Below are 21613 nucleotides of genomic sequence, written 5' to 3' on the forward strand. Positions count from 1 at the left end.
ACAAGCTAATTTGCTTACCCGAAACATCAATGATAACATCGATAAAATAAGTACGCTTCGTGAGGAATTAAAAGTGATGAAAGCGGATTACGGAGCAATGATTCAGAAATCCTATAAAAGTAAAAGCCAGCAGAGCCGAATTATGTTTTTGCTCTCTTCGGAAAATTTTCTACAGGCATACAAGCGCATTCAATATATGAAGCAGTATGCAAAATTCCGAAAAAAACAAGGCGAGGGCATTAAAACCAAAACCGAGGAATTACAAGCGCTCAACAACGATTTGATTTCACAAAAGAAAACAAAGCAAAAACTTATTGCTGAAAATGAAGTTGCAAAAAAGAAGCTTACCGAGGAGCGAAAAGACCAGCAGGCGTTAGTTGCCACGCTTAAAAAAGATGAGGGCAAATTTACTTCCCAAATAAAAACAAAGCAAAGACAGGCAGACGAAATTGATCGCCAAATTGATGCCCTAATTAAAGCTGCAATCGAGGAAGCCAATAGAATTGCGAGAGAAAAAGCGCGCGCGAACGCTAAGGAAAGCAATACAAAAACCGCGACCACCACAACAGCAAAATCTACTTCCAGCGAAAAGTTTGAACTTACGGCAGAAGATAAAGCACTTGCGGCAAATTTTACGAATAACAAAGGAAAATTACCGTGGCCCGTAGAAAAAGGAATGGTTGTAAAAAGTTACGGAACGCACCAGCATCCACAATTTCCAAATGTTACCACCAACAGCAATGGTGTTGAGATTGCTACTGAAAACAATGCAACTGCTCGCGCCGTCTTTGATGGGGAAGTGATGCAGATACAACAAATTAAAGGTGCTAACAAAGCCGTTTACATACAGCACGGAGATTTTATTACTGTTTACAGTAATCTAGGCACCGTTTCCGTGAAACGTGGTGACAAGGTTTCAACCAAGCAAAATATTGGTACCGTGGCGAACAGCCCCACAGAAGGAAAAACAGTTTTAAAATTCTATATTTATAAAAACACCACAAAAATGAACCCCGCAGATTGGGTTTATAGAATGTAGCATAAAAAAATTACTCCTCGAACAGTGCCTTAAGCTCCGTAGCCTCGTTCGGTTTCATTTTTCCGGCAAGAACCAGGCTTAATTGTTTTCTTCGCAATGCAGCTTCAAACCGTATTTTTTCGGTTTCGGTTTCGGGAACGAGCGGCGGAACACTAACGGGATTTCCCATCTCATCTACAGCTACAAAAGTGTAAATAGCTTCATTTGAAATGCTGCGCTTTCCGCTTTCGCGGTCTTCAATAAAAACATCCATGAAAACTTCCATGGAACTTGTAAAGGCTCTTGAAACGTGAGCCTCTACCGTAACAACGCTTCCCAACGGAATCATTTTATTGAATGCCACGTGGTTAACCGATGCGGTTACTACAATACGCCTGCTGTGCCTGCGTGCCGCTATACTTGCAGCACGGTCCATTCTGGCTAAAAGTTCGCCACCAAACATATTCCCAATAGGATTGGTCTCACTTGGCAACACTAAATCTGTAATAATCGTACGGGAATCTTTCGGGGTTTTGGGCTCCATTTTCAAATTTTCGGCAAAGATACTCCGTTACGCGGAAAGAGCGGGAAAGAATGATACGAATTTAAGATAGAGTAAAATTTAAACGAATTACTGAAATTACTTAATTTCTTGAACAAGTAACCACGCATCTGCGTTTTCAGTTCTCTTAATTTCATTTAATTTATTGATGGCATCTGTTCGATTTTCAAAACTTCCGTACAAAACTTGGTACAAACCATATTTGGACACATCCATTTTTATGGGTGAAAAGCCCCTTTCGGCAAGTTGTTCCACTTTTTTGTCGGCATTTTCCTCCATACGGTACGCGCCGGCAACCACATGGTAATTCCCAGAATGTTTGTGAAGATTCAAATTCAAGATTGGCAACGGACTTTCAATCACAAAGGTTGCCTCTTGGATTTGATTTTCAACCAATCCGTTTGCTTTTTCACGTTCAGCGTAATTGAATTCCTGAACTTGGTTTTCGTAAAGCTTCAAACTTCCCAGACTTATGGCAGATAGCGCAATTACGGCAATGGCAGCATACTTGAGATATGGTTTAGTCTCACGGATTTCCGGAGCTAAAACAATAGGTTGCTTTTCAGTGGCGGTTAAAACAGTTTTATCACTTTCCCGCGCAACTTTTGGCGAAACAAATGAAGTTAACCCAAATGCAGAAGTGCTGAAATTTTGTTTTTCAATGGGATGGAACTGTACCGATTTTTCTTCGTTCAAAGAAAATTTTCCAATATTCTTGAATTCCACAGTTCTCCCTTCATTTAATTCCGAAGAAAGATTCGCGGTGAAATTTCTTATTTTTTGAAGCGCGGTTTCATAGCTGCATTTTTCTACAGAAGCCACGTAATTTGCGAACAAACCATCGTTTGCCTGTAACTGCTTATTGAACGAAACAATTTTTGAAGGAGGGTAAAATGTATTGGTCCCTTCGTTAATCTGTGCAGATTTGTAGTGGGTCAAAAAAGCCCCGAACCCAGGAATGATAACACATTCGTAACGGTATAGTAGATCGTTTATGTAGGTAGAAAGTTGCATAAAAACAAAAATAGTTTTTTTTGAAATGAATCCAGTTTTTGTTTCGGTAATTTATCAACAAGTTAAAAAAATTGTATTTTTAAATCTTCCCCAGAACAAAAAAACTCCATGCTTACAAAAAACGAACTGCGCTACACGCTTGCTTTACAGCGAATTCCAAATTTGGGAGATATTTCAGCGAAGAAACTTCTGAGGAAAATTGGTTCCGCCGAGGGAATTTTCAAGGAAAAGAAATCCAACCTGCTAAAAATCGATGGAATAGGACTCTTGAAACTGAAGGAAATAAACCTCCAACAGCAATTGGAAGAGGCCGATGCAGAGCTTGAATTTATTGAGAAAAACAATATTGATGTCAGTTTTTTTCAGGATAAAACCTACCCAGAAAAATTGAAACATTGCATAGATGCGCCCATTCTCATATTTACCCGCGGAAATATTGATCTTCAGAATAAAAAAATAATCAGTATCGTGGGAACCCGCAAAATTACTACCTACGGAGCTACATTCTGTACCGATTTGATTTCTGAATTGGCGCCGCTCGATCCCGTCATAATCTCGGGTTTGGCGTATGGCGTGGATATTTGCGCCCATAAGGCCGCAATTGAGAATAATCTGCAAACATTAGGCTGTTTGGCGCACGGCTTAAATCAATTTTACCCAAAGGAGCATTCAAAATTTTCAAAAAAGATTGAAGCGAATGGAGGATTTATTACTGAATTTTGGAGCAGTGACACCTTTGACAGAAATAATTTCTTAAAGCGAAATAGAATCATCGCTGGTCTATCTGAAGCTACAATTGTAATTGAATCTGCCGAAAAAGGCGGAAGTCTAGTAACAGCAGATATTGCAAATTCTTACAATCGCGAAGTATTTGCGGTACCCGGAAGAGCCTCTGATATTCAGAGCAAGGGATGCAACAACCTCATAAAACAGCAAAAAGCACAGGTGCTTACCTCTGCGGCGGATTTGATTTACCAGTTGGGTTGGGAGATCACAAAAACCGAAAAACCAAAGCAGACCCAACTTTTTGTTGAGTTGACCGAAGAGGAAAAAACAGTTTTTAGATTTCTGAAGGATAAAGACAAGGAATTGCTTGACGTAATAGCCATTGAGTGCCAAATTCCCGCTTTTAAAGCCGCGACCATTTTAATGAATATGGAATTAAAAGGCATAATTAGACCGTTGCCGGGAAAACTATTTCAGTTGGTTTAATCGAAAAAAATCAAATTAATATCCAACCTTTTCACGAACTCTCTTTAAAACCGAATCTGCCACTTTTCCCGCCTTTTGGGCACCTTTTGCAAGGGCTTCATCAATTTCAGAATAATTTGTAATATAATAATTGTAACGCTCTCGTTCTTCTGAAAATCTTTCAACTATTACCTCATACAAAGCCTGCTTCGCATGACCATACCCATAATTTCCGCCTTCGTAATTCTTTCGCATTTGCAAAACATCATCTTTGGAAGCAAGAATTTTATATAAGGCAAACACATTGCATGTATCCGGGTTTTTAGGTTCTTCCAAGGGTGTGCTATCCGTCTCTATGGACATAATTTGCTTCCGAAGTTTTTTATCATCTTGAAAAATATCGATGATATTTCCTTTGGATTTGCTCATTTTAGCGCCATCGGTTCCAGGAATATACATTGTTTCTTCCTGTACTTTCCCCATAGGCAACACAAATGTTTCACCCATCTGTGTGTGAAAACGTGATGCTACATCGCGTGTAATTTCAATGTGCTGCATTTGGTCTTTTCCCACGGGTACAATTTCCGCATCGTATAATAAAATATCTGCCGCCATAAGCATGGGGTAGGTAAAAAGCCCCGCGTTTACATCTTCCAGCCTATCTGATTTATCCTTAAATGAATGAGCCAACGTTAAGCGCTGAAACGGAAAAAAACAACTTAAATACCACGAAAGCTCCGCAGTTTGGGGTACATCACTTTGCCTATAGAACACAGCTCGATTAATGTCCAACCCGAATGCAAGCCAAGTTGCGGCTACGCTGTACGTATTTGCACGAAGTGTTTCGGCATTTTTTATTTGCGTGAGCGAGTGCATATCTGCAATAAAAAGAAAGGAATCATTTTTTGGGTCATTAGCCATTTCAATGGCGGGAATTATTGCGCCTAAAATGTTTCCTAGGTGTGGTGTTCCGGTACTTTGGATACCCGTGAGTATTCTGGACATTGTTTTAAAAATTTTGGTAAAGGTACTTTTTTTGATTTATTCGCATTGTTCAAATTATTACTTTTGAATTCCGATGAAGCTATTAAAATCCATTTTTGCCACTTTTTACCGAATTTGGTTCTATATAATCATTGCCTTCGCCACGTTAGTGCTTTTTCCATTTCTCATAATCAGTATTTTGAAACGCTCTTGGTACGGATGTTTCTTTAGCATTGCGCGAGTTTGGTCTACTTTTATTATTTATGCAATGGGCTGTCGTCCAATAATTAAGCGTGATATTAAATTTAAAAAAGGAAAGAGCTATCTATTTGTTGCCAATCACACTTCCATGACGGACATAATGTTGATGTTTTATATTAATAAAAATCCGTTTGTATTTGTGGGCAAAAAGGAATTGGCTAAAATTCCATTGTTTGGGTATATATATAAGCGCACCTGCATTCTAGTTGACAGAGGAAATACCAAAAGCCGCGTGGAAGCTTTTCGCAGGGCCGAAATAAGACTGAACGAGGGATTGAGCGTTTGTATTTTTCCCGAAGGTGGCGTGCCAGACGATTTATCGATCATTCTTGATGAATTTAAAGATGGAGCTTTTAGGCTGGCAATTGAGCACCAGATACCAATTGCCCCAATGACCTTTCACGATAACAAAAAAAGATTCCCATATTCCTTCTTCATAGGCAGTCCCGGAAAAATGAGAGCTAGAGTTCACAAACTTGTGGAAACTTCCGGCCTCACCTTGGAAAACAGAAAAGAATTAAAAAAAGAAACCCGGGAAGTTATTTTAAATGAACTTCTAAATCCATCAGTCTGAATAAAAAAAAACCGTCCCTATGGCGAAGAACGGTTTTTTTGTCCTTGTTTGATCGCTCAAACGAAACCAACTAAAAACTAACCTAAAACCTAAAACTAAAACCACTGTAAACACCCAAATAATAGGGCCTAAAGTTTACCGAGGAATCTGTGTAAGGGTTGAGCTGGTATTTAAACATAGGCTCAATATTAAACGTAAACTTTCTGGAAAATTTATAATCCAGGCCCAGCCCAACGTTAGTCGTAAAACTTATAGTTGAGAGATTGTTAGCTTCTCCCAAGACGCTATTAAAATCACCCGCGCGAACGGAAATATCATTATCCCCAAGAAATAAGGTACTCAAACCACCAATTACATTTACCCCAAATTTTGAGTCCAGAAAGGCATATTTCAATTCAACGGGAACTTCGTAATAATTTATATTTTGGATAAGTCTTGCATCTGGTGCGGTGGACTTTGTCTTCAATAATCCAAAATCATTACCACCGGGAACGCCTTCCATTATCGCACCCTTATCAACAGCAGTAATTATTGTGCCTCTTCCACCATAATCAACTGAATTTAGTGCAAACGCCACGGGTCCGGAAGCAATGTCAATACCGGAAGTTGAGTAGCTTAAATTTACATTGCTCACTCCAGTGCGTACACTCAACCGCTCGTTTACAGCGTAACTTACCTGCACCCCATAACTTAAATTTACATCCCCACTTTGGGAATTATCCGCAAAATCTGGGTCAATGGAAGAACCGTTTCCTAGACTGCTGTAATATACCGGCGCCACATTTGGCGAAACCATCCAGCGATTTGTAGGTTTTTCGTTTTCATCTTTTTCCTTTTCCCCATTTTGTTCGGCAATGGCGTCAAGGATTGATTTTTTATTTTCGGATTTTTCAGAATTTATTTTTTCAGTTCCTCCGGTTGAATTTTGTTTTTCTGAAAGACCGTCGGCAACAATTGTATTTTTGCTATTCTGAATTTCATTTTCTTTTTTAATTAACCCATTATCATTGAAATTTTCTGAAGATTTCTTATCGACATTTTCGTAATTTTTTCTTTTATTTTCTTTCGAAGTGCTTGTGGATGCTACTCCGTCATTTTCAGAAATGGAAAAATCAGAATTTTCTTTTTTACCTTTTTTGGTATTCTTTCTATTAGAATTTTGAACGGCAACGGCATTTTTATTTGCTTTTGAAGAAGCGGGATCTACGATGGAATTGCGATCGTAATCATCATTATTGGAAGCATTTTTTTCCGAAGATTTATTATTTGAAAACCCTTCGGATTCGCCGTTGAGCGGGGTAGTTTCTACTTCCGAAGCTATTTTGACATCATTTGAAGTATCAGCATCAATCTCACTGTTATTTTTCAGAATATTTTCTGAATTCACATCATTATTTTCTTCAACGGTAATGGCTGGCTGATTTTCTTCAGAAGAATTAAAAACAAAATTTCCCACGCCAAAGAACAATGCCAAAAGTGCAGCAACACCGCCAAGTTTTACCCATAATGGTATAACCTTTCCTTTTTCCTTATCCTTAGCCAGATTCGCCTGTATATTATCCCAAACGCGCGGAGAGGGTGTAGCCTCAAATTTGCCGAGACGCTCCTGAAAAATTTTGTCTATGTTTTTTTTGTCCTTCATAGTGAATCCCCTGCCGAAGCAGGGGCTTCCTTTTATTAATCTAAATAATCAAAAACAATGCTTTAAGTGTTATGTTTAGCATTATAATCTTCAATCTTGTTTTTCAAAATCATTCGCGCCCGAGCCAAATTGGATTTTGATGTACCGTCTGTAATTTCAAGCATTTCTGCTATTTCCTTGTGCGAATAGCCATCCATCACGTACATACTGAAAACCAATCTATAGCGCTCTGGCAATTCCTGTACAATTTTCAAAAGAAAATCAAGCGGAATTTCATCATTCTCCAATTCTACATCTTCCTCATCCTCGATTTGTTCCTCTCTAACAATGTCAAACGTTTTCTTCTTTCTATATTTTTGAAGAACCGTATTTACCGCCACGCGTTTCATCCAGCCTTCAAAAGAACCTTTGCCATTGTATTGACCCACTTTTTTAAAAATGGTCAAAAACGAATCTTGCAAATTGTCTTCAGCCTCAACATAATTGGGCGAATATCGAAGGCAAATTGAAAAAAGTGTACTGCTAAACTGCTTGTACAATTCTCCCTGCGCCTCAGCATCCTGCTTCTTACATTTTATGATGAGCTCTTCTAAAGTCAACTGCGGTACCGTGATTTATTGTTTAGTAAATACCTCTTTTATTAAGAGGGCAACCATAATAATCAAGGTTCCTACATAAAGTAGATACGGGGTGATAAAAAAGGTTGCGCGGGGAGATTGAAAATTATTGGTTTAAGGCAGCAATGGCTTCCTTAATTTTCTTTTCCAGCTCGTCCATCAACTCAGGATTGTCGAGTAGCAAAGCCTTTACGGCATCCCTTCCTTGACCCAATTTAGTATCATCATAACTGAACCACGATCCCGCTTTTTTTATTATTTCAAAATCCACCCCAAGGTCGATGATTTCTCCCACCTTCGAAACACCCTCACCATACATAATATCAAATTCTGCTTGTTTGAAAGGAGGTGCAACTTTGTTTTTGACAACTTTGACACGCGTTTTGTTACCAGTAGCGTTACTTTCATTATCCTTAATCTGTGTAGATCGGCGAATATCCAACCGTACGGAAGCATAGAATTTTAGCGCATTTCCGCCCGTTGTGGTTTCTGGATTACCGAACATTACGCCTATTTTTTCACGTAATTGGTTTATAAATATTACAGTACATTTAGTCTTGCTAATTGAACCTGTAAGTTTTCTGAGTGCTTGGCTCATCAATCGTGCGTGGAGACCCATTTTACTGTCGCCCATTTCGCCCTCAATTTCACTTTTAGGAGTCAATGCCGCAACAGAATCAATAATTACGATATCAATTGCACCGCTTCGGATCAAGTTGTCCGCAATTTCCAATGCCTGCTCTCCATTATCGGGTTGAGAGATGATTAAATTTTCAATGTCAACCCCAAGTTTTTCGGCATAAATTCTATCAAAAGCGTGTTCGGCATCAATAAACGCTGCAATCCCGCCTTTTTTTTGTGCTTCCGCTATTGCATGAAGCGTAAGCGTTGTTTTACCAGAAGATTCCGGACCGTAAATTTCGATCACTCTCCCGCGTGGATAACCACCTACGCCCAGCGCAACGTCTAGACCCAGTGAACCAGTAGGTATCACCTCCACATCTTCCACGGCGCTATCGCCCATTTTCATTACGGTTCCTTTTCCGTAGGTTTTGTCAAGTTTATCGAGAGTTAGCTTTAAAGCTTTCAGTTTTGCATCTTTTTCGGTGCTCATTTTCAGTATGTTTTATGATGGAATTTAATTAGCTAAAATACTATTTCTTTATGCTCACGGCAAATGTAAAAATCTATGGGGAGATGTATTGTTGTTAACAATAAATATAATGATTAATTTTGCCCAATCTATTAAAATCAATTTTTTTCACCTAAAAAAGTATAGCATGCAACTGTACAATAAATTAAGTGCAAAAGAAAGGGAAAAACTTTTGGAACAGGCTGGCGAGGAGCGGCTTACCCTTTCTTTTTATCAATACGCCAAAATTGGCAATCCGCACCTTTTCAGAAACCATCTTTTTATAACTTGGCACGAGCAGGATGTTTTGGGCCGTATTTACGTTGCCCACGAAGGCATCAACGCCCAGCTCTCAGTTCCGGCAAAACGATTTATTGATTTTAAGCAATTTCTGGATGGTATTTATTTTCTGAAGGACGTTCGATTGAACATTGCGATTGAGCAGGATTTAAAATCTTTCCTAAAACTGAAAGTAAAAGTGCGCGATAAAATTGTTGCCGATGGTCTAAACGATGCAACATTCGATGTAACAAATATTGGAACACACGTAGATGCGTTGAAATTCAACGAATTGATTGATGACCCCAATGTAGTTTTAGTAGATATGCGAAACCACTACGAAAGCGAGATTGGCCATTTCAAAAATGCTATTACGCCAGATGTGGATACCTTCCGTGATTCTTTGGATATTATTGAAAACAATCTAAAAGACTACAAGGAAGATAAAAAATTGGTAATGTACTGCACGGGCGGAATACGCTGTGAAAAAGCCAGCGCATATTACAAACACAAAGGTTTTAAAAATGTTTTTCAGCTTGAAGGCGGCATTATTGAATATGCCCGCCAAGTGGAAAATCAAGGTTTGGAAAATAAATTCATCGGAAAAAATTTCGTCTTTGACCACCGTCGCGGCGAACGAATTACGGATGACGTAATTTCGCACTGCCACCAATGCGGTGAGCCTTGCGATACACATACCAATTGCGCAAATGAAGCCTGCCATCTGCTTTTCATTCAATGTGAAAAATGCGCGGTAGCAATGGAAAACTGTTGCAGCAGTGAATGCATTGAGATCATCCATTTACCCGAAGACGAACAAAAAAGACTACGCCAAGGAATCCCGAACAGCAATAAAATTTTCAAAAAAGGCCGTTCGGAGAAGTTGAAGTTTAAGAAATAATCCCATCCCTAACCACTCCCAAAGGGAATTGAAAATTCATGAAGCCTTCCCTCCTTTACTTGTGCGGGGGAAGAAACTTCAAAAATCCAAAATCCGTAATCGTAAATCGTAAATTAAATTGGTATCTTTACTGATTGAATTTTTAGTTTCACTCTCGTCCCAAATTTCTACGGAAAATCGGGCTATATATATAAAAATATGAGCTGTACCAGCTGTGCCACGGGCGCCAACGGACAGCCAAAAGGATGCAAGAACAATGGTACTTGCGGAACCGATGGCTGTAATAAATTAACGGTGTTCGATTGGCTTTCAAATATGCAACTTCCTACCAATATGGAACCCTTCAATGCGGTGGAAGTGCGCTTTAAAAACGGAAGAAAGGAATTCTTCCAAAACCCAGATAACCTTACACTGAGTATTGGTGACACAGTGGCTACAGAGGCATCGCCCGGCCACGACATTGGCATGGTAACGCTCACTGGAGAATTGGTGCGGGTGCAGATGAAGAAGAAAAAAATTCCCCTAAAAATTGAATCTCTCCCGAAAATCTACCGGAAAGCTTCGCAAAAAGACATCGATATCTGGCAGGGCGTTCGTGATAAAGAGGCAGATGTGCAAAAGCGCTCGCGCGAAATAGCCATCCGTCTGGGCCTTCAAATGAAAATTAGTGATGTGGAATTTCAAGGAGATGCCTCAAAAGTTATATTTTATTACACAGCCGAAGAACGCGTTGATTTCAGGGAACTTATAAAAGAATTTGCCCGCACCTTCAATACACGTATTGAGATGAAGCAGGTTGGTTTTCGGCAGGAAGCTTCACGTTTGGGCGGAATTGGAAGTTGCGGTCGCGAACTTTGTTGCTCCACGTGGTTGACAGATTTTCGCTCGGTAAATACTTCCGCAGCGCGTTATCAGCAACTTTCATTAAATCCTCAAAAACTTGCCGGACAATGTGGAAAATTGAAGTGTTGTTTGAATTATGAACTCGATACCTATTTAGAAGCTCTCGATAGTTTTCCAAATACTGAAACAAAACTTCAGACCGAAAAAGGAAATGCCACGTGCCAAAAAATCGATATTTTCAAGGGTTTGCTCTGGTATGCTTACGAAAAGGAATTTATGAATTGGCACCAACTGACCGCTGAAAAAGCCAATGAAATTATTGAACTGAATAAGAAAGGTAAAAAACCCATGGCGCTGGAGGAATATATAATTGAAGCGCCAAAGGTTGAAAAGGAACCTTTCAGCAATGTGGTTGGACAAGACAGCTTAACGCGGTTTGACAAACCAAAACAAAACAATAAAAAGCGAAGAAATAAAAACCGCAAAAAAACACACTCAAAAGTTGGTGCTGAAACTAGCGGGAATCCCAAATCGGGTAATAAACCAAAAAACAAAAGCAGAAACAGGAACCGAAAGCCAAAAAACAATGGGTAAAATTGTGGTGTTTTTTTTAGGAATCTTCATTATAGCTTCCTGCGAATCAAAAACGGTTTTTAGCGAAACACAGGCACTTTCCGGGCACTGGGGTGAAGATGAAACACTTCTTTTCACAATCCCGCAATTGGATTCCCTTAAAAAGTACAATGTCTTTGTAAATGTAAGAAATACAAACGATTACAAATACAACAACATTTTTTTAATAATTTCCATGAATTTTCCCCACGGAAAAACGCTCACTGATACACTTGAATACAAAATGGCGTATGCGGACGGTTCGTGGATGGGCCAAGGCATTACAGACGTAAAGGAAAACAAACTGTTTTATAAAGAAAATGTAACTTTCTTTGAAGACGGAAATTACACACTTACCGTAAACCAAGCTATGCGCAATAACGGCTCGGTGGAAGGCGTTACAAGACTCGAGGGCATAACCGATGTAGGAATAAGTATTGAAGAAGCTACAAAACCGTAAAAATTATGGCAACTAAAAAAGCACCGAAAAAAACCAAAAAAGACAATAGCAACGCCAAGCACATACGGACATTCTGGAAATTGTTTGCAGGTTTTTTGGGAATAATTCTTCTCTTTTTCCTCTTGGCTTCTTGGGGCGTCTTCGGTAGTCTCCCAGATGAAACAAGCCTTGAAAACCCAGAAAAAAATCTTGCGACTGAAATTGTTTCTTCAGACGGAAAAACCATTGGAAAATTTTATAAGGAAAACAGGACTCCTGTCCCCTTCGATTCACTGCCGGATCATTTGGTTAACGCGCTTATAGCAACTGAAGATGCCCGGTTTTACGACCACTCCGGTATTGATGGCAAAGGAACACTTCGCGCGGCCATCTTTTTGGGCTCACGCGGCGGGGCGAGTACTATAACGCAACAGTTGGCAAAACAACTTTTTACCGAACAAGTTTCAAGAAACATCATACAACGCGGACTTCAAAAAATAAAGGAATGGATTATCGCAACACGTCTGGAACGCCGTTACACAAAGGAAGAAATCATCACCATGTATTTCAATGAATATGATTTTGTGAACCAAGCCGTGGGGATTGAATCTGCCGCAAACATTTATTTTGATAAACCCCCAATGGCTCTCACCACGGTGGAATCTGCAACTTTGGTGGGAATGTTCAAAAATGCTTCACTTTATAACCCCATACGGAATGAGGAAGGCGTGAAAAACAGAAGAAATGTGGTTTTGGCACAAATGGAAAAGTACGGCTATATTTCTGAGAGCGTGATGGATTCGTTACAGGCGCTTCCGCTGGAAATTAAATTTACCCCGCAAGGCCACGACGAAGGAAGCGCGACTTATTTTCGTGAATACGCCCGCAGTTTTATGGAAGACTGGATAAAGGAAAATCCGAAGCCCGACGGCAGCAAGTACAATATTTATCAAGACGGGTTAAAGGTCTATGTAACTATAGATAGTAAAATGCAGGAATATGCTGAAGAAGCCGTAAAAAAACACATGGCAAAGCTTCAAATTATATTTGATGAACAGAATGAAAATAACAAAACAGCACCTTTCCGGGATATTTCAGAAAAGGAAACCGAAGGTATTTTAAATTCCGCTATGCGAAAAAGTGATCGCTGGCGCGAAATGAAACAACAGGGAAAAGACGAGGATGAAATTATTGCGAGCTTCAACAAGAAAACCAAAATGCGCATCTTTTCATGGAAAGGGGATATTGATACGTTGATGACGCCTATGGACTCCATACGTTACCACAAATCAATATTACAGGCCGCAATGATGTCCATGACCCCACAAACAGGTGAGGTTAAAGCTTGGGTGGGAGGCATCGATTACAAGCATTTTAAGTACGATATGGTAAAAAAGGGGAAAAGGCAAATAGGCTCTACCTTTAAACCATTTGTGTATGCCACGGCAATTGACCAAATGCACATGTCTCCCTGCGATACGCTTCCCAATACCTTATATACCATCCCTTCCGGAAGACATAATTTAATTGAGCCCTGGACACCAAAAAATTCTGGTGGCACTTACGGTGGCATGGTAAATTTAAAATACGCGTTGGCCAATTCCATAAATACCATTACTGCCAGGTTGATTGACAGAGTTGGACCAAGACCGGTAATTGATTTGGTTCAAAAAATGGGCGTGGATACTGAAAAAATGCCAGAAGTTCCTTCAATTGCTTTGGGAACGCCAGACGTTTCGGTATACGAAATGGTGGGCGCATACAGCACCTTTGCAAATGAGGGCGTATATGTAGAACCGATTTTAATTCAAAGAATTGAAGATAAAAATGGCACCGTGCTCTACCAGAATGTTCCAAAAACAAAGGACGTAATAAGCAAAGAAACCGCATATGTAACAGTCAGCCTCATGGAAGGTGTTACGCAATCTGGAACCGGAACCCGTTTGCGGGGCACGTGGGCAACTGGCTCTCCGGTTTACAAAAAAGCAATGACGGGCTACCCCTACGATTTCAAAAACCCGATTGCGGGTAAAACCGGTACAACACAGAATAATAGTGACGGTTGGTTTATGGGTATGGTTCCAAATTTAGTTACTGGAGTTTGGGTTGGAGGAGATGACCGCGCAACGCATTTCGGCTCAATTACCTATGGACAGGGGGCAACTATGGCGCTCCCTATTTGGGGAATGTATATGAAAAGTTGTTATGAAGACAAAGACCTGAACGTCTCCACGGCAAATTTCACGAAACCCGAAGAGCTTTCCATTGAAACGGATTGTGCCAAATGGCGTGAGGGCGCATCAGATATCGAGGGAATTCCGGATGAGTTTGATTTTTAACTTTATTTGAAATATTCAAAATAGACGAGACCGTTTCAGCAATGAAGCGGTTTTTTTATGAAACAATTTTAGCTTCAAAAGGAACTCTGATTCAAATTTTGTATTTTTCAGAAAAATTAAAAAATGATAAAAAAAACAGTTGAAAACGTTCGCGAGGCCTGTGCAGGTATTGAGGACGGAATGACTTTTATGCTCGGCGGTTTCGGTCTTTGCGGCATCCCCGAGAATATTATAGGTGAGCTCGTTCGCCGAAATGTCAAAGACATAACCTGCATCTCAAACAACGCGGGCGTGGACGATTTTGGCTTGGGACTGCTTCTGAAAAAACATCAGATTAGAAAAATGATATCGTCCTATGTGGGTGAAAATGCCGAATTTGAACGCCAAATGTTGAGCGGTGAAATGGAAGTAGAATTAATTCCGCAGGGAACCTTGGCGCAACGCTGTGAGGCCGCCCGCAGCGGGATTCCGGCATTTTTCACACCGGCCGGTTACGGAACTGAAGTTGCGGAGGGCAAGGAAAGCCGGGAATTCCACGGAAAAATGCACGTTATGGAAAAAGCCTTTGAAGCAGATTTTTCATTCGTAAAGGCATGGAAGGGTGACGAAGCCGGAAATCTTATTTTCAAAGGAACCGCACGAAATTTTAACCCAGCAATGTGCGGCGCTGGCAAAATTACCGTTGCCGAAGTAGAGGAACTTGTGCCCGCAGGTACGCTTGACCCCAACCACATCCACATTCCAGGAATTTTTGTTCAAAGAATATTTAAAGGTGAACGGTACGAAAAACGTATTGAACAACGTACGGTACGAAAAAGATAATTTGAAGAAATTATTATTTCGAGTAAAAAAATAAACTAAATCGAATGGTAAAATTGTCAGATTTATCCATTTTAAAATATTCAAATTAAATATGGCGCTTTCAAAAGAACAAATAGCACAACGAATTGCAAAGGAAGTTAAGGATGGATACTACGTAAACCTTGGTATTGGAATTCCCACGCTGGTCGCCAATTTTGTACGCGGTGATATAAGTGTAGAATTTCAAAGCGAAAATGGGATTTTGGGGATGGGCCCATTTCCGTTTGAAGGCGAAGAAGATGCAGATTTGATAAACGCTGGAAAGCAAACGATAACGGCTTTGCCGGGTGCCTCCTTTTTTGATTCGGCAATGAGTTTTGGGATGATACGTGGTCAACACGTGGATCTCACAATCCTGGGCGCAATGGAAGTTTCGCAAAATGGAGATATTGCCAATTGGAAAATCCCCGGCAAACTGGTAAAGGGAATGGGTGGCGCGATGGACCTGGTTGCTTCTGCCGAGAATATAATTGTAGCGATGATGCATACCAACCGCGAGGGAGAGTCTAAACTTTTGAAATCCTGCAGTCTTCCTTTGACCGGTGTTAAATGCGTGAAAAAAATTGTGAGCAATCTTGCGGTATTGGAAATTATCGACGGAAAATTTCATCTTTTGGAACGCGCACCTGGAGTATCTGTGGAAGAAATTAAACAGGCAACTGAAGGCGATTTAGTTATCGATGGTGAAATTCCAGAAATGAATTTATAAACATTTTTTAGCAAACTTAAACAAACCACTGATAAATTTCAGTGGTTTTTTATTGCCAAAAATAGCCAAAATTATAATAAATGTTAAAGTTTAGTGTATTTAATCGAATTTATTGACACTTTATCTGGTTATTTAAATTTTCCTCCGCATCTTAGCAGTCCCAAATCTTACCAACTTAACCTCATATGAAAAGAGCAGTTAGATCATTGAAAAGCACAGTTGAATTATTGCAGAACGTTATGTTCATCGTTAAAAAAGTTTTTCAACTGGTCTAATTCCTTTTTATGGTTGTTTATGCCCCAAATCTGTTATAAAAACAGATACTAAAGTAAAGCCCGTTCTTAGTGAGGTTAGAACGGGTTTTTTATTTTCAATATTTTGATTCGATCAAATTCCCTTCGGAATGGCAGAAATCAATCTTTTGGTGTATTCCCGCTGCGGATTTTCATAAATTTCATCTGCATCGCCCAATTCTTCAATCTTGCCTTTATTCATTACCAATAATTGATCGGCCATATATTTTACCACCGCAAGATCGTGCGATATAAATATATATGTGAAGCCAAAATCTTCCTTCAAACTGTTCAAAAGATTGAGAACTTGTGCCTGCACCGAAATGTCCAATGCCGAAACAGACTCATCACAAATAACGAGTTTGGGCTGTACGGCAATCGTTCGTGCAATACCCACGCGTTGTCTTTGACCGCCGGAAAGCTCATGCGGATATCGGTAAAAATAACTTTCATCCAGGCCAACCCTGCTTAAAAGCGTAAGTACACTTTCCTTTCTCTCTTTTCTATTTTTCGCCAGTTTGTGGACCTCCATCGGTTCCATCAATGATTCCCCAATCATAATCCTAGGATTTAGGGAAGAATAGGGATCCTGAAAAATAATCTGTATTTCTTTTCGTAAGTTTCTTATCTCTTTCTTTGAAAGCGTAGTTAGTTCCCTGCCCCTGTATTTTATACTTCCGGCAGAAGCCTTTTCAAGTTGCAAAATAGTTCTTCCCAAAGTTGATTTTCCGCAGCCGGATTCACCAACTAGACCCAGAGTTTCACCTTCAAAAACTTTAAACGAGACATCATTTACCGCTTTTATTTTTTCTTTTTTACGGAATAAACCAGCATTGCTGAAATATTTCTTTTCCAGATTGGTTATTTCCAGAATAGGCGTTTGGGTATAAATTTGCTTATGCCTTTTGGCACGCATAACGGGGCTCACAATCTTTTTTTTGAACGAATTATCGGCAATGGATGCAATGGTTGGCAATTTTTCCAGCCGAACATCGAGTGCCGGACGTGATGCCAAAAGTGCCTGTGTATAATTGGCTTGCGGATTTTTAAAAATTTCTTCTGAAGTCGCTATTTCCTCAACATCGCCTTTGTACATAACCACCACCCTATCCGCAATTTCAGAGACCAGATTGAGATCGTGTGAAATAAAAAGCAAGCCCATCTTTGTTTCGCGCTGAAGATTTTTCAAAAGTAAAATTATTTCCTTTTGTACTGTAACGTCCAGTGCCGTTGTGGGCTCATCTGCAATCAATAGTTTCGGTTTGCAGGCAATGGCCATCGCAATCATCACGCGCTGCATTTGCCCACCACTTATCTGGTGCGGGTAACTTTTGTAAATTTCCCGAGGTCGCGGCAGTTTTACCTTTTCAAAAAGGGAAACAGTTTCTTTTTTTGCTTCGGAAGCATTCATCTTTAAATGCTGTTTCAGGATTTCCGAAACTTGATATCCACACGTAAGTGATGGATTCAATGCACTCATCGGTTCTTGAAAAATCATTGCAATTTCCTTTCCCCGAATTTTTCGGAAGGCTTTTTCTTTTAAAGAAAGTAATTGTTGTCCTTCAAAAGTAATTGCTCCATTTATTTGAGCATTTTTCTTTGGAAGTAAGCCTATTATCGCTAATGAGGTAACTGATTTGCCGGAACCGGACTCGCCAACAATTCCTACAATTTCATTCTCATAAATATTAAATGAAATAGAATGCAATACTTCTACTTGCTTCTTTTTTGTTCCAAAGCTTATGCTCAAATTTTCAACTGAAAGTAAAAGGTTGTTCTGCATTGTTCCAAAGATAAATGGAATTTACATTACAGTTTTATGAAACTTCAACAATAAGTAAATATAAATAATACCCAATTGTCGAAATTATTTGTTGTTTAACGGAATTTTTGTAATTTGTTATGCATAATTTAACATATTCATTAATTCTTTAACAAACTTATTTATGAAGACAAGTAACTTTAAAATGAAAGGGAAAATTTTCCTTTTACTATTCCTTATTTCTGGAATGGCATTTTCGCAAACCGAAAGCGAAAGAGAGCAAATTACAAGTCGCTATAATCTGGCAGACTTGAACGCTCTTGAAAATAGGTTATCAGCGAAAAACCAACAACAGAAAAACATTGCCCGTACCGAAGCGCAACGCCGTAATATCCCCAATACGGTAGCTTTACCAGACGGCGGTTTTGCTGAACTTCAATACATTGCTGAAGATGGTAGTCCTATCTACTATCGTACCTTCAATGTAAGTGCGGCAATATCTACACGCGCCAATTATTTGAACAGCGGTGGCGGCCTTGGCCTAACGGTGGACGGGCAAAATATGACAGCCTACGTGTGGGATGGCGGTCACGCGCGTGTAACGCACCAAGAGTATGACGGTACTGGTGGAAACAACCGCGTGACCGTAGAAGATGCCGCTTCAGAAGGTGGCACCCAATTGAACTTTCACGCAGCCCACGTAACTGGTACAATAGCCGCATCTGGCGTTCAAGCTAATGCAAAAGGGATGGCCCCACAATCCCGCGTAAGAGGCTATATGTGGAATAATGATATTGCTGAGGCCACTTCGGCGGCAGCTAATGGAATGTTGCTTTCAAACCACAGTTATGGATACAGATCAGATTTGGTTCCTGATTACTATTTTGGGGCATACATTACGGAATCCCGCGATTGGGACCAGCTTATGTACAACGCTCCCTACTATCTAATGGTAGTGGCAGCTGGAAATGATGGAAATACCAATTACAATGGAAATCCACTGAACGGAAATAGCGCCTATGATAAACTTACCGGGCATTCCACATCTAAAAATAATTTGGTAGTAGCCAATGCAAATGATGCAAATATTAACGGAAGTGGAAACCTCGTAAGCGTAAGCATTAATAGTTCAAGCAGTGAGGGCCCTACGGATGACCTTCGTATAAAACCGGATATTACTGGAAATGGAACTTCCGTAACATCAACCTATGAAACCAGTGATAGTGCCTATGGTACCATAACCGGTACCTCAATGGCCTCACCCAACGTTACCGGAACATTATTACTTCTTCAGCAACACCATAATAATGTAAATGGAAATTATATGCGGGCAAGTACCTTAAAAGGCTTGGCCATGCATACTGCGGACGATGCCGGACCTACAGGCCCAGATGCCGTATATGGTTGGGGACTTCTGAATGCAAAACGTGCCGCAGAAACCATTACAGCTGAAGGAACAAATTCAAAAATAGATGAATTGACGCTTTCTGCTGGACAAACATATACCATAACCGTAAATTCTGACGGAATCAACAAATTAATGGCTTCCATTTCCTGGACGGATGTTCCAGGGGTAGCCACAACGCAAGCCAATTCGTCAACCCCACGTTTGGTAAACGATTTGGATATTCGCGTAACCAAGGGAGGAACTACTTTTATGCCATATAGATTAACATCCATTACAAGCAATGGCACAGGCGACAACAATGTTGATCCTTTTGAAAGAATTGATGTTTCTGGCGCGTCAGGTACGTATACTATTACCGTAACCCATAAAGGCTCTTTAAGTGGTGGCAGTCAAAATTTCAGCTTAATTATAACAGGTATCACAGACGAGGCTGCGGTGTGTCAGGCAATAACCCCTTCAGATGTGAATGTTTCCGGAGTTGGTTCAAATTCAGCAATTGTACAATGGGATGCCGTAGCAGGCGCTACATACGATGTACGCTATCGCCCAACTGGCTCTTCAACTTGGATAACGCAAGCTGCGAGCAGCACTTCTTCAACGCTCAATGGCCTTAATCCAGAAACCGGATATGAAGTTCAAGTGCGAAGCAAATGCAATGATGGCAGCACATCCACCTATTCAGCTTCGGTTAATTTTACAACTACTTCGGTGCAGTTATCGTATTGCGCTTCAAAAGGAAACAATGTAAATGATGAATACATTGGGCGCGTACAAATGGGTACGATAAATAATCCGTCTGGCTCTGGAAATGGTTATTCAGATTTTACAAATATCAATACAGCACTAAGCAAAAACAGCAGCGTTTCCATTACCATTACCCCTACTTGGACTGGAACTGTTTATGCCGAAGGATATTCGGTATGGGTAGATTATAACCAAAACGGAAGTTTTACCGATGCCGGTGAACAAGTTTGGACCCAGGCCCCGACGACGAGCGCCACCGTTACCGGTAGTTTTACAATTCCTGCCACTGCCCTGGACGGCAATACACGGATGCGTGTTTCAATGAAATATAACGGAATTCCAACCTCTTGTGAATCTTTCAGTTATGGGGAAGTCGAAGACTATACCATAAACCTGGGAGGTGGCGATACGCAGGCGCCTAGCAATCCATCAAATTTGGTCGCATCAAATATTACCCAAACTACCCTAACCCTCTCTTGGAATGCCTCCTCCGATAATATTGGCGTGACTGGATATGATGTTTTCCAAGGCAATACAAACCTGGGAACCGTAGCATCAACTTCGGCGAACATCACTGGATTGACGGCTTCAACAGCATATTCATTTAAAGTAAGGGCAAAAGATGCCGCTGGCAACACTTCTGGTTTCAGTAATATTGTAAATGTTAGCACGCCAGGCGCGAGCGTGAATTATTGTGCTTCCTCAGGAAATGACTCCAGCTACGAATGGATTGATCTGGTTCGTTTAAATAATTTGAATAACCCTTCGGGCAACGACGGTGGCTACAGAGATAATACCAATTTATCGGCTAATGTGAATTACGGCTCAAACACGATTCAATTGAGTGCAGGATTCGCAAGTTCCAGCTACCGCGAATACTGGAAAGTTTGGATTGATTATAACCGAAATGGCACGTTTGAGTCAAACGAATTGGTTGTAAATTTCAATTCTACTAGTAGCGGAACCCTAAGCCGAAGCTTTACGGTTCCCACTTCTGCATTGGCTGGACCTACAAGAATGCGGGTTTCTATGAAATATAATAGCGGTCAAACTGCCTGCGAAACATTCAGCTATGGAGAAGTTGAAGATTATACTGTGAATATTGGTACAAACCCTACCCAGATGGCGACCTCTAATGGCAATACTTTTGAAAATTTAAAAATGACAATTTATCCGAACCCTGTGAAAGGCGATATTCTTAATATTTCAATCATGAATGCAGACGCAACCGATTATGTGCTCTACAATCTAGTAGGGCAAATAGTTGGTAAAGGTGCGTTTACTGAAAGCATGGACGTTTCACAATTACAGGCCGGCGTTTATATTCTTGAAGTTAGAACCCAACAAAACAAATTTGTACAACGATTTATTAAAGAGTAACCCATTAATTTTTAATTATGAAAAAACCCGTTTCAATTAAATGAAACG

The 21613-nt window shown here is 40.2% G+C and carries 17 protein-coding genes; 10 read left to right on the forward strand and 7 right to left on the reverse strand.

From position 1 onward, the window contains the following. Positions 1-10: 10 nt before the first annotated feature. Positions 11-1039, forward strand: coding sequence for a murein hydrolase activator EnvC family protein (locus KIV10_RS06660; RefSeq protein WP_317194708.1), 1029 nt, complete (start codon positions 11-13; stop codon positions 1037-1039). 10 nt (positions 1040-1049) lie between these two features. Here the strand turns inward: KIV10_RS06660 and KIV10_RS06665 are convergent, their stop codons facing one another. Then, the gene (locus KIV10_RS06665) at positions 1050-1562 is read right to left on the reverse strand and encodes an acyl-CoA thioesterase (RefSeq protein WP_214112693.1); all 513 of its coding nucleotides are present in this window, start codon (positions 1560-1562) and stop codon (positions 1050-1052) included. Between the two features lie 96 nt (positions 1563-1658). After that, positions 1659-2594, reverse strand: a complete 936-nt coding sequence (locus tag KIV10_RS06670) for an HU domain-containing protein (RefSeq protein ID WP_214112694.1) — start codon at positions 2592-2594, stop codon at positions 1659-1661. Positions 2595-2702: 108 nt separating this feature from the next. Here KIV10_RS06670 and dprA point away from each other — a divergent pair, with 108 nt between their 5' ends. Continuing rightward, entirely contained in the window at positions 2703-3806 is a 1104-nt protein-coding gene (dprA, locus tag KIV10_RS06675; RefSeq protein ID WP_214112695.1) for a DNA-processing protein DprA, read from the forward strand. A 15-nt stretch (positions 3807-3821) separates the two neighbouring features. Here dprA and trpS read toward each other — a convergent pair whose 3' ends face one another. Then, positions 3822-4790: a tryptophan--tRNA ligase gene (trpS, locus tag KIV10_RS06680; RefSeq protein ID WP_214112696.1), complete on the reverse strand. Its 969-nt coding sequence runs from the start codon at positions 4788-4790 to the stop codon at positions 3822-3824. Between the two features lie 73 nt (positions 4791-4863). Here trpS and KIV10_RS06685 point away from each other — a divergent pair, with 73 nt between their 5' ends. Next, on the forward strand, positions 4864-5604 hold the full coding sequence (locus KIV10_RS06685) for a lysophospholipid acyltransferase family protein (RefSeq protein ID WP_214112697.1): 741 nt from the start codon (positions 4864-4866) through the stop codon (positions 5602-5604). 82 nt (positions 5605-5686) lie between these two features. Here the strand turns inward: KIV10_RS06685 and KIV10_RS06690 are convergent, their stop codons facing one another. The 3 genes from KIV10_RS06690 to recA all read right to left on the reverse strand — a co-directional run bounded on the left by KIV10_RS06690 (position 5687) and on the right by recA (position 8977). Continuing rightward, positions 5687-7246, reverse strand: coding sequence for an outer membrane beta-barrel protein (locus KIV10_RS06690; RefSeq protein ID WP_214112698.1), 1560 nt, complete (start codon positions 7244-7246; stop codon positions 5687-5689). A gap of 62 nt (positions 7247-7308) precedes the next feature. Then, positions 7309-7845 carry an RNA polymerase sigma factor gene (locus KIV10_RS06695; RefSeq protein WP_214112699.1) on the reverse strand — a complete coding sequence of 179 codons (537 nt, stop codon included), beginning with the start codon at positions 7843-7845 and terminating at the stop codon, positions 7309-7311. A gap of 124 nt (positions 7846-7969) precedes the next feature. Beyond that, entirely contained in the window at positions 7970-8977 is a 1008-nt protein-coding gene (recA, locus tag KIV10_RS06700) for a recombinase RecA (protein WP_214112700.1), read from the reverse strand. A 166-nt stretch (positions 8978-9143) separates the two neighbouring features. Here recA and trhO point away from each other — a divergent pair, with 166 nt between their 5' ends. The 6 genes from trhO (at position 9144) to KIV10_RS06730 (ending at position 15978) form a co-directional block, all read left to right on the forward strand. Next, positions 9144-10175: an oxygen-dependent tRNA uridine(34) hydroxylase TrhO gene (gene trhO, locus KIV10_RS06705; protein ID WP_214112701.1), complete on the forward strand. Its 1032-nt coding sequence runs from the start codon at positions 9144-9146 to the stop codon at positions 10173-10175. Positions 10176-10373: 198 nt separating this feature from the next. Beyond that, positions 10374-11612, forward strand: coding sequence for a PSP1 domain-containing protein (locus KIV10_RS06710; protein WP_214112702.1), 1239 nt, complete (start codon positions 10374-10376; stop codon positions 11610-11612). Continuing rightward, positions 11605-12090 carry a gliding motility lipoprotein GldH gene (locus tag KIV10_RS06715; protein WP_214112703.1) on the forward strand — a complete coding sequence of 162 codons (486 nt, stop codon included), beginning with the start codon at positions 11605-11607 and terminating at the stop codon, positions 12088-12090. Before KIV10_RS06710 ends, KIV10_RS06715 begins: the two co-directional genes overlap by 8 nt. A 5-nt stretch (positions 12091-12095) precedes the next feature. Further along, complete coding sequence (locus tag KIV10_RS06720) at positions 12096-14408, forward strand: penicillin-binding protein 1A (RefSeq protein ID WP_214112704.1); 2313 nt, start codon at positions 12096-12098, stop codon at positions 14406-14408. A gap of 123 nt (positions 14409-14531) precedes the next feature. Next, entirely contained in the window at positions 14532-15230 is a 699-nt protein-coding gene (locus KIV10_RS06725; protein WP_214112705.1) for a CoA transferase subunit A, read from the forward strand. Positions 15231-15321: 91 nt separating this feature from the next. Then, positions 15322-15978, forward strand: a complete 657-nt coding sequence (locus KIV10_RS06730; RefSeq protein ID WP_214112706.1) for a CoA transferase subunit B — start codon at positions 15322-15324, stop codon at positions 15976-15978. A gap of 387 nt (positions 15979-16365) precedes the next feature. Here KIV10_RS06730 and KIV10_RS06735 read toward each other — a convergent pair whose 3' ends face one another. Further along, on the reverse strand, positions 16366-18054 hold the full coding sequence (locus KIV10_RS06735) for an ABC transporter ATP-binding protein (protein ID WP_214112707.1): 1689 nt from the start codon (positions 18052-18054) through the stop codon (positions 16366-16368). A gap of 163 nt (positions 18055-18217) precedes the next feature. Here KIV10_RS06735 and KIV10_RS06740 point away from each other — a divergent pair, with 163 nt between their 5' ends. Further along, on the forward strand, positions 18218-21565 hold the full coding sequence (locus KIV10_RS06740) for a GEVED domain-containing protein (protein WP_246516217.1): 3348 nt from the start codon (positions 18218-18220) through the stop codon (positions 21563-21565). Positions 21566-21613: the final 48 nt, after the last annotated feature.

The organism is Aequorivita echinoideorum, assembly GCF_018476645.1.
GTDB classification, from domain to species: domain Bacteria; phylum Bacteroidota; class Bacteroidia; order Flavobacteriales; family Flavobacteriaceae; genus Aequorivita; species Aequorivita echinoideorum.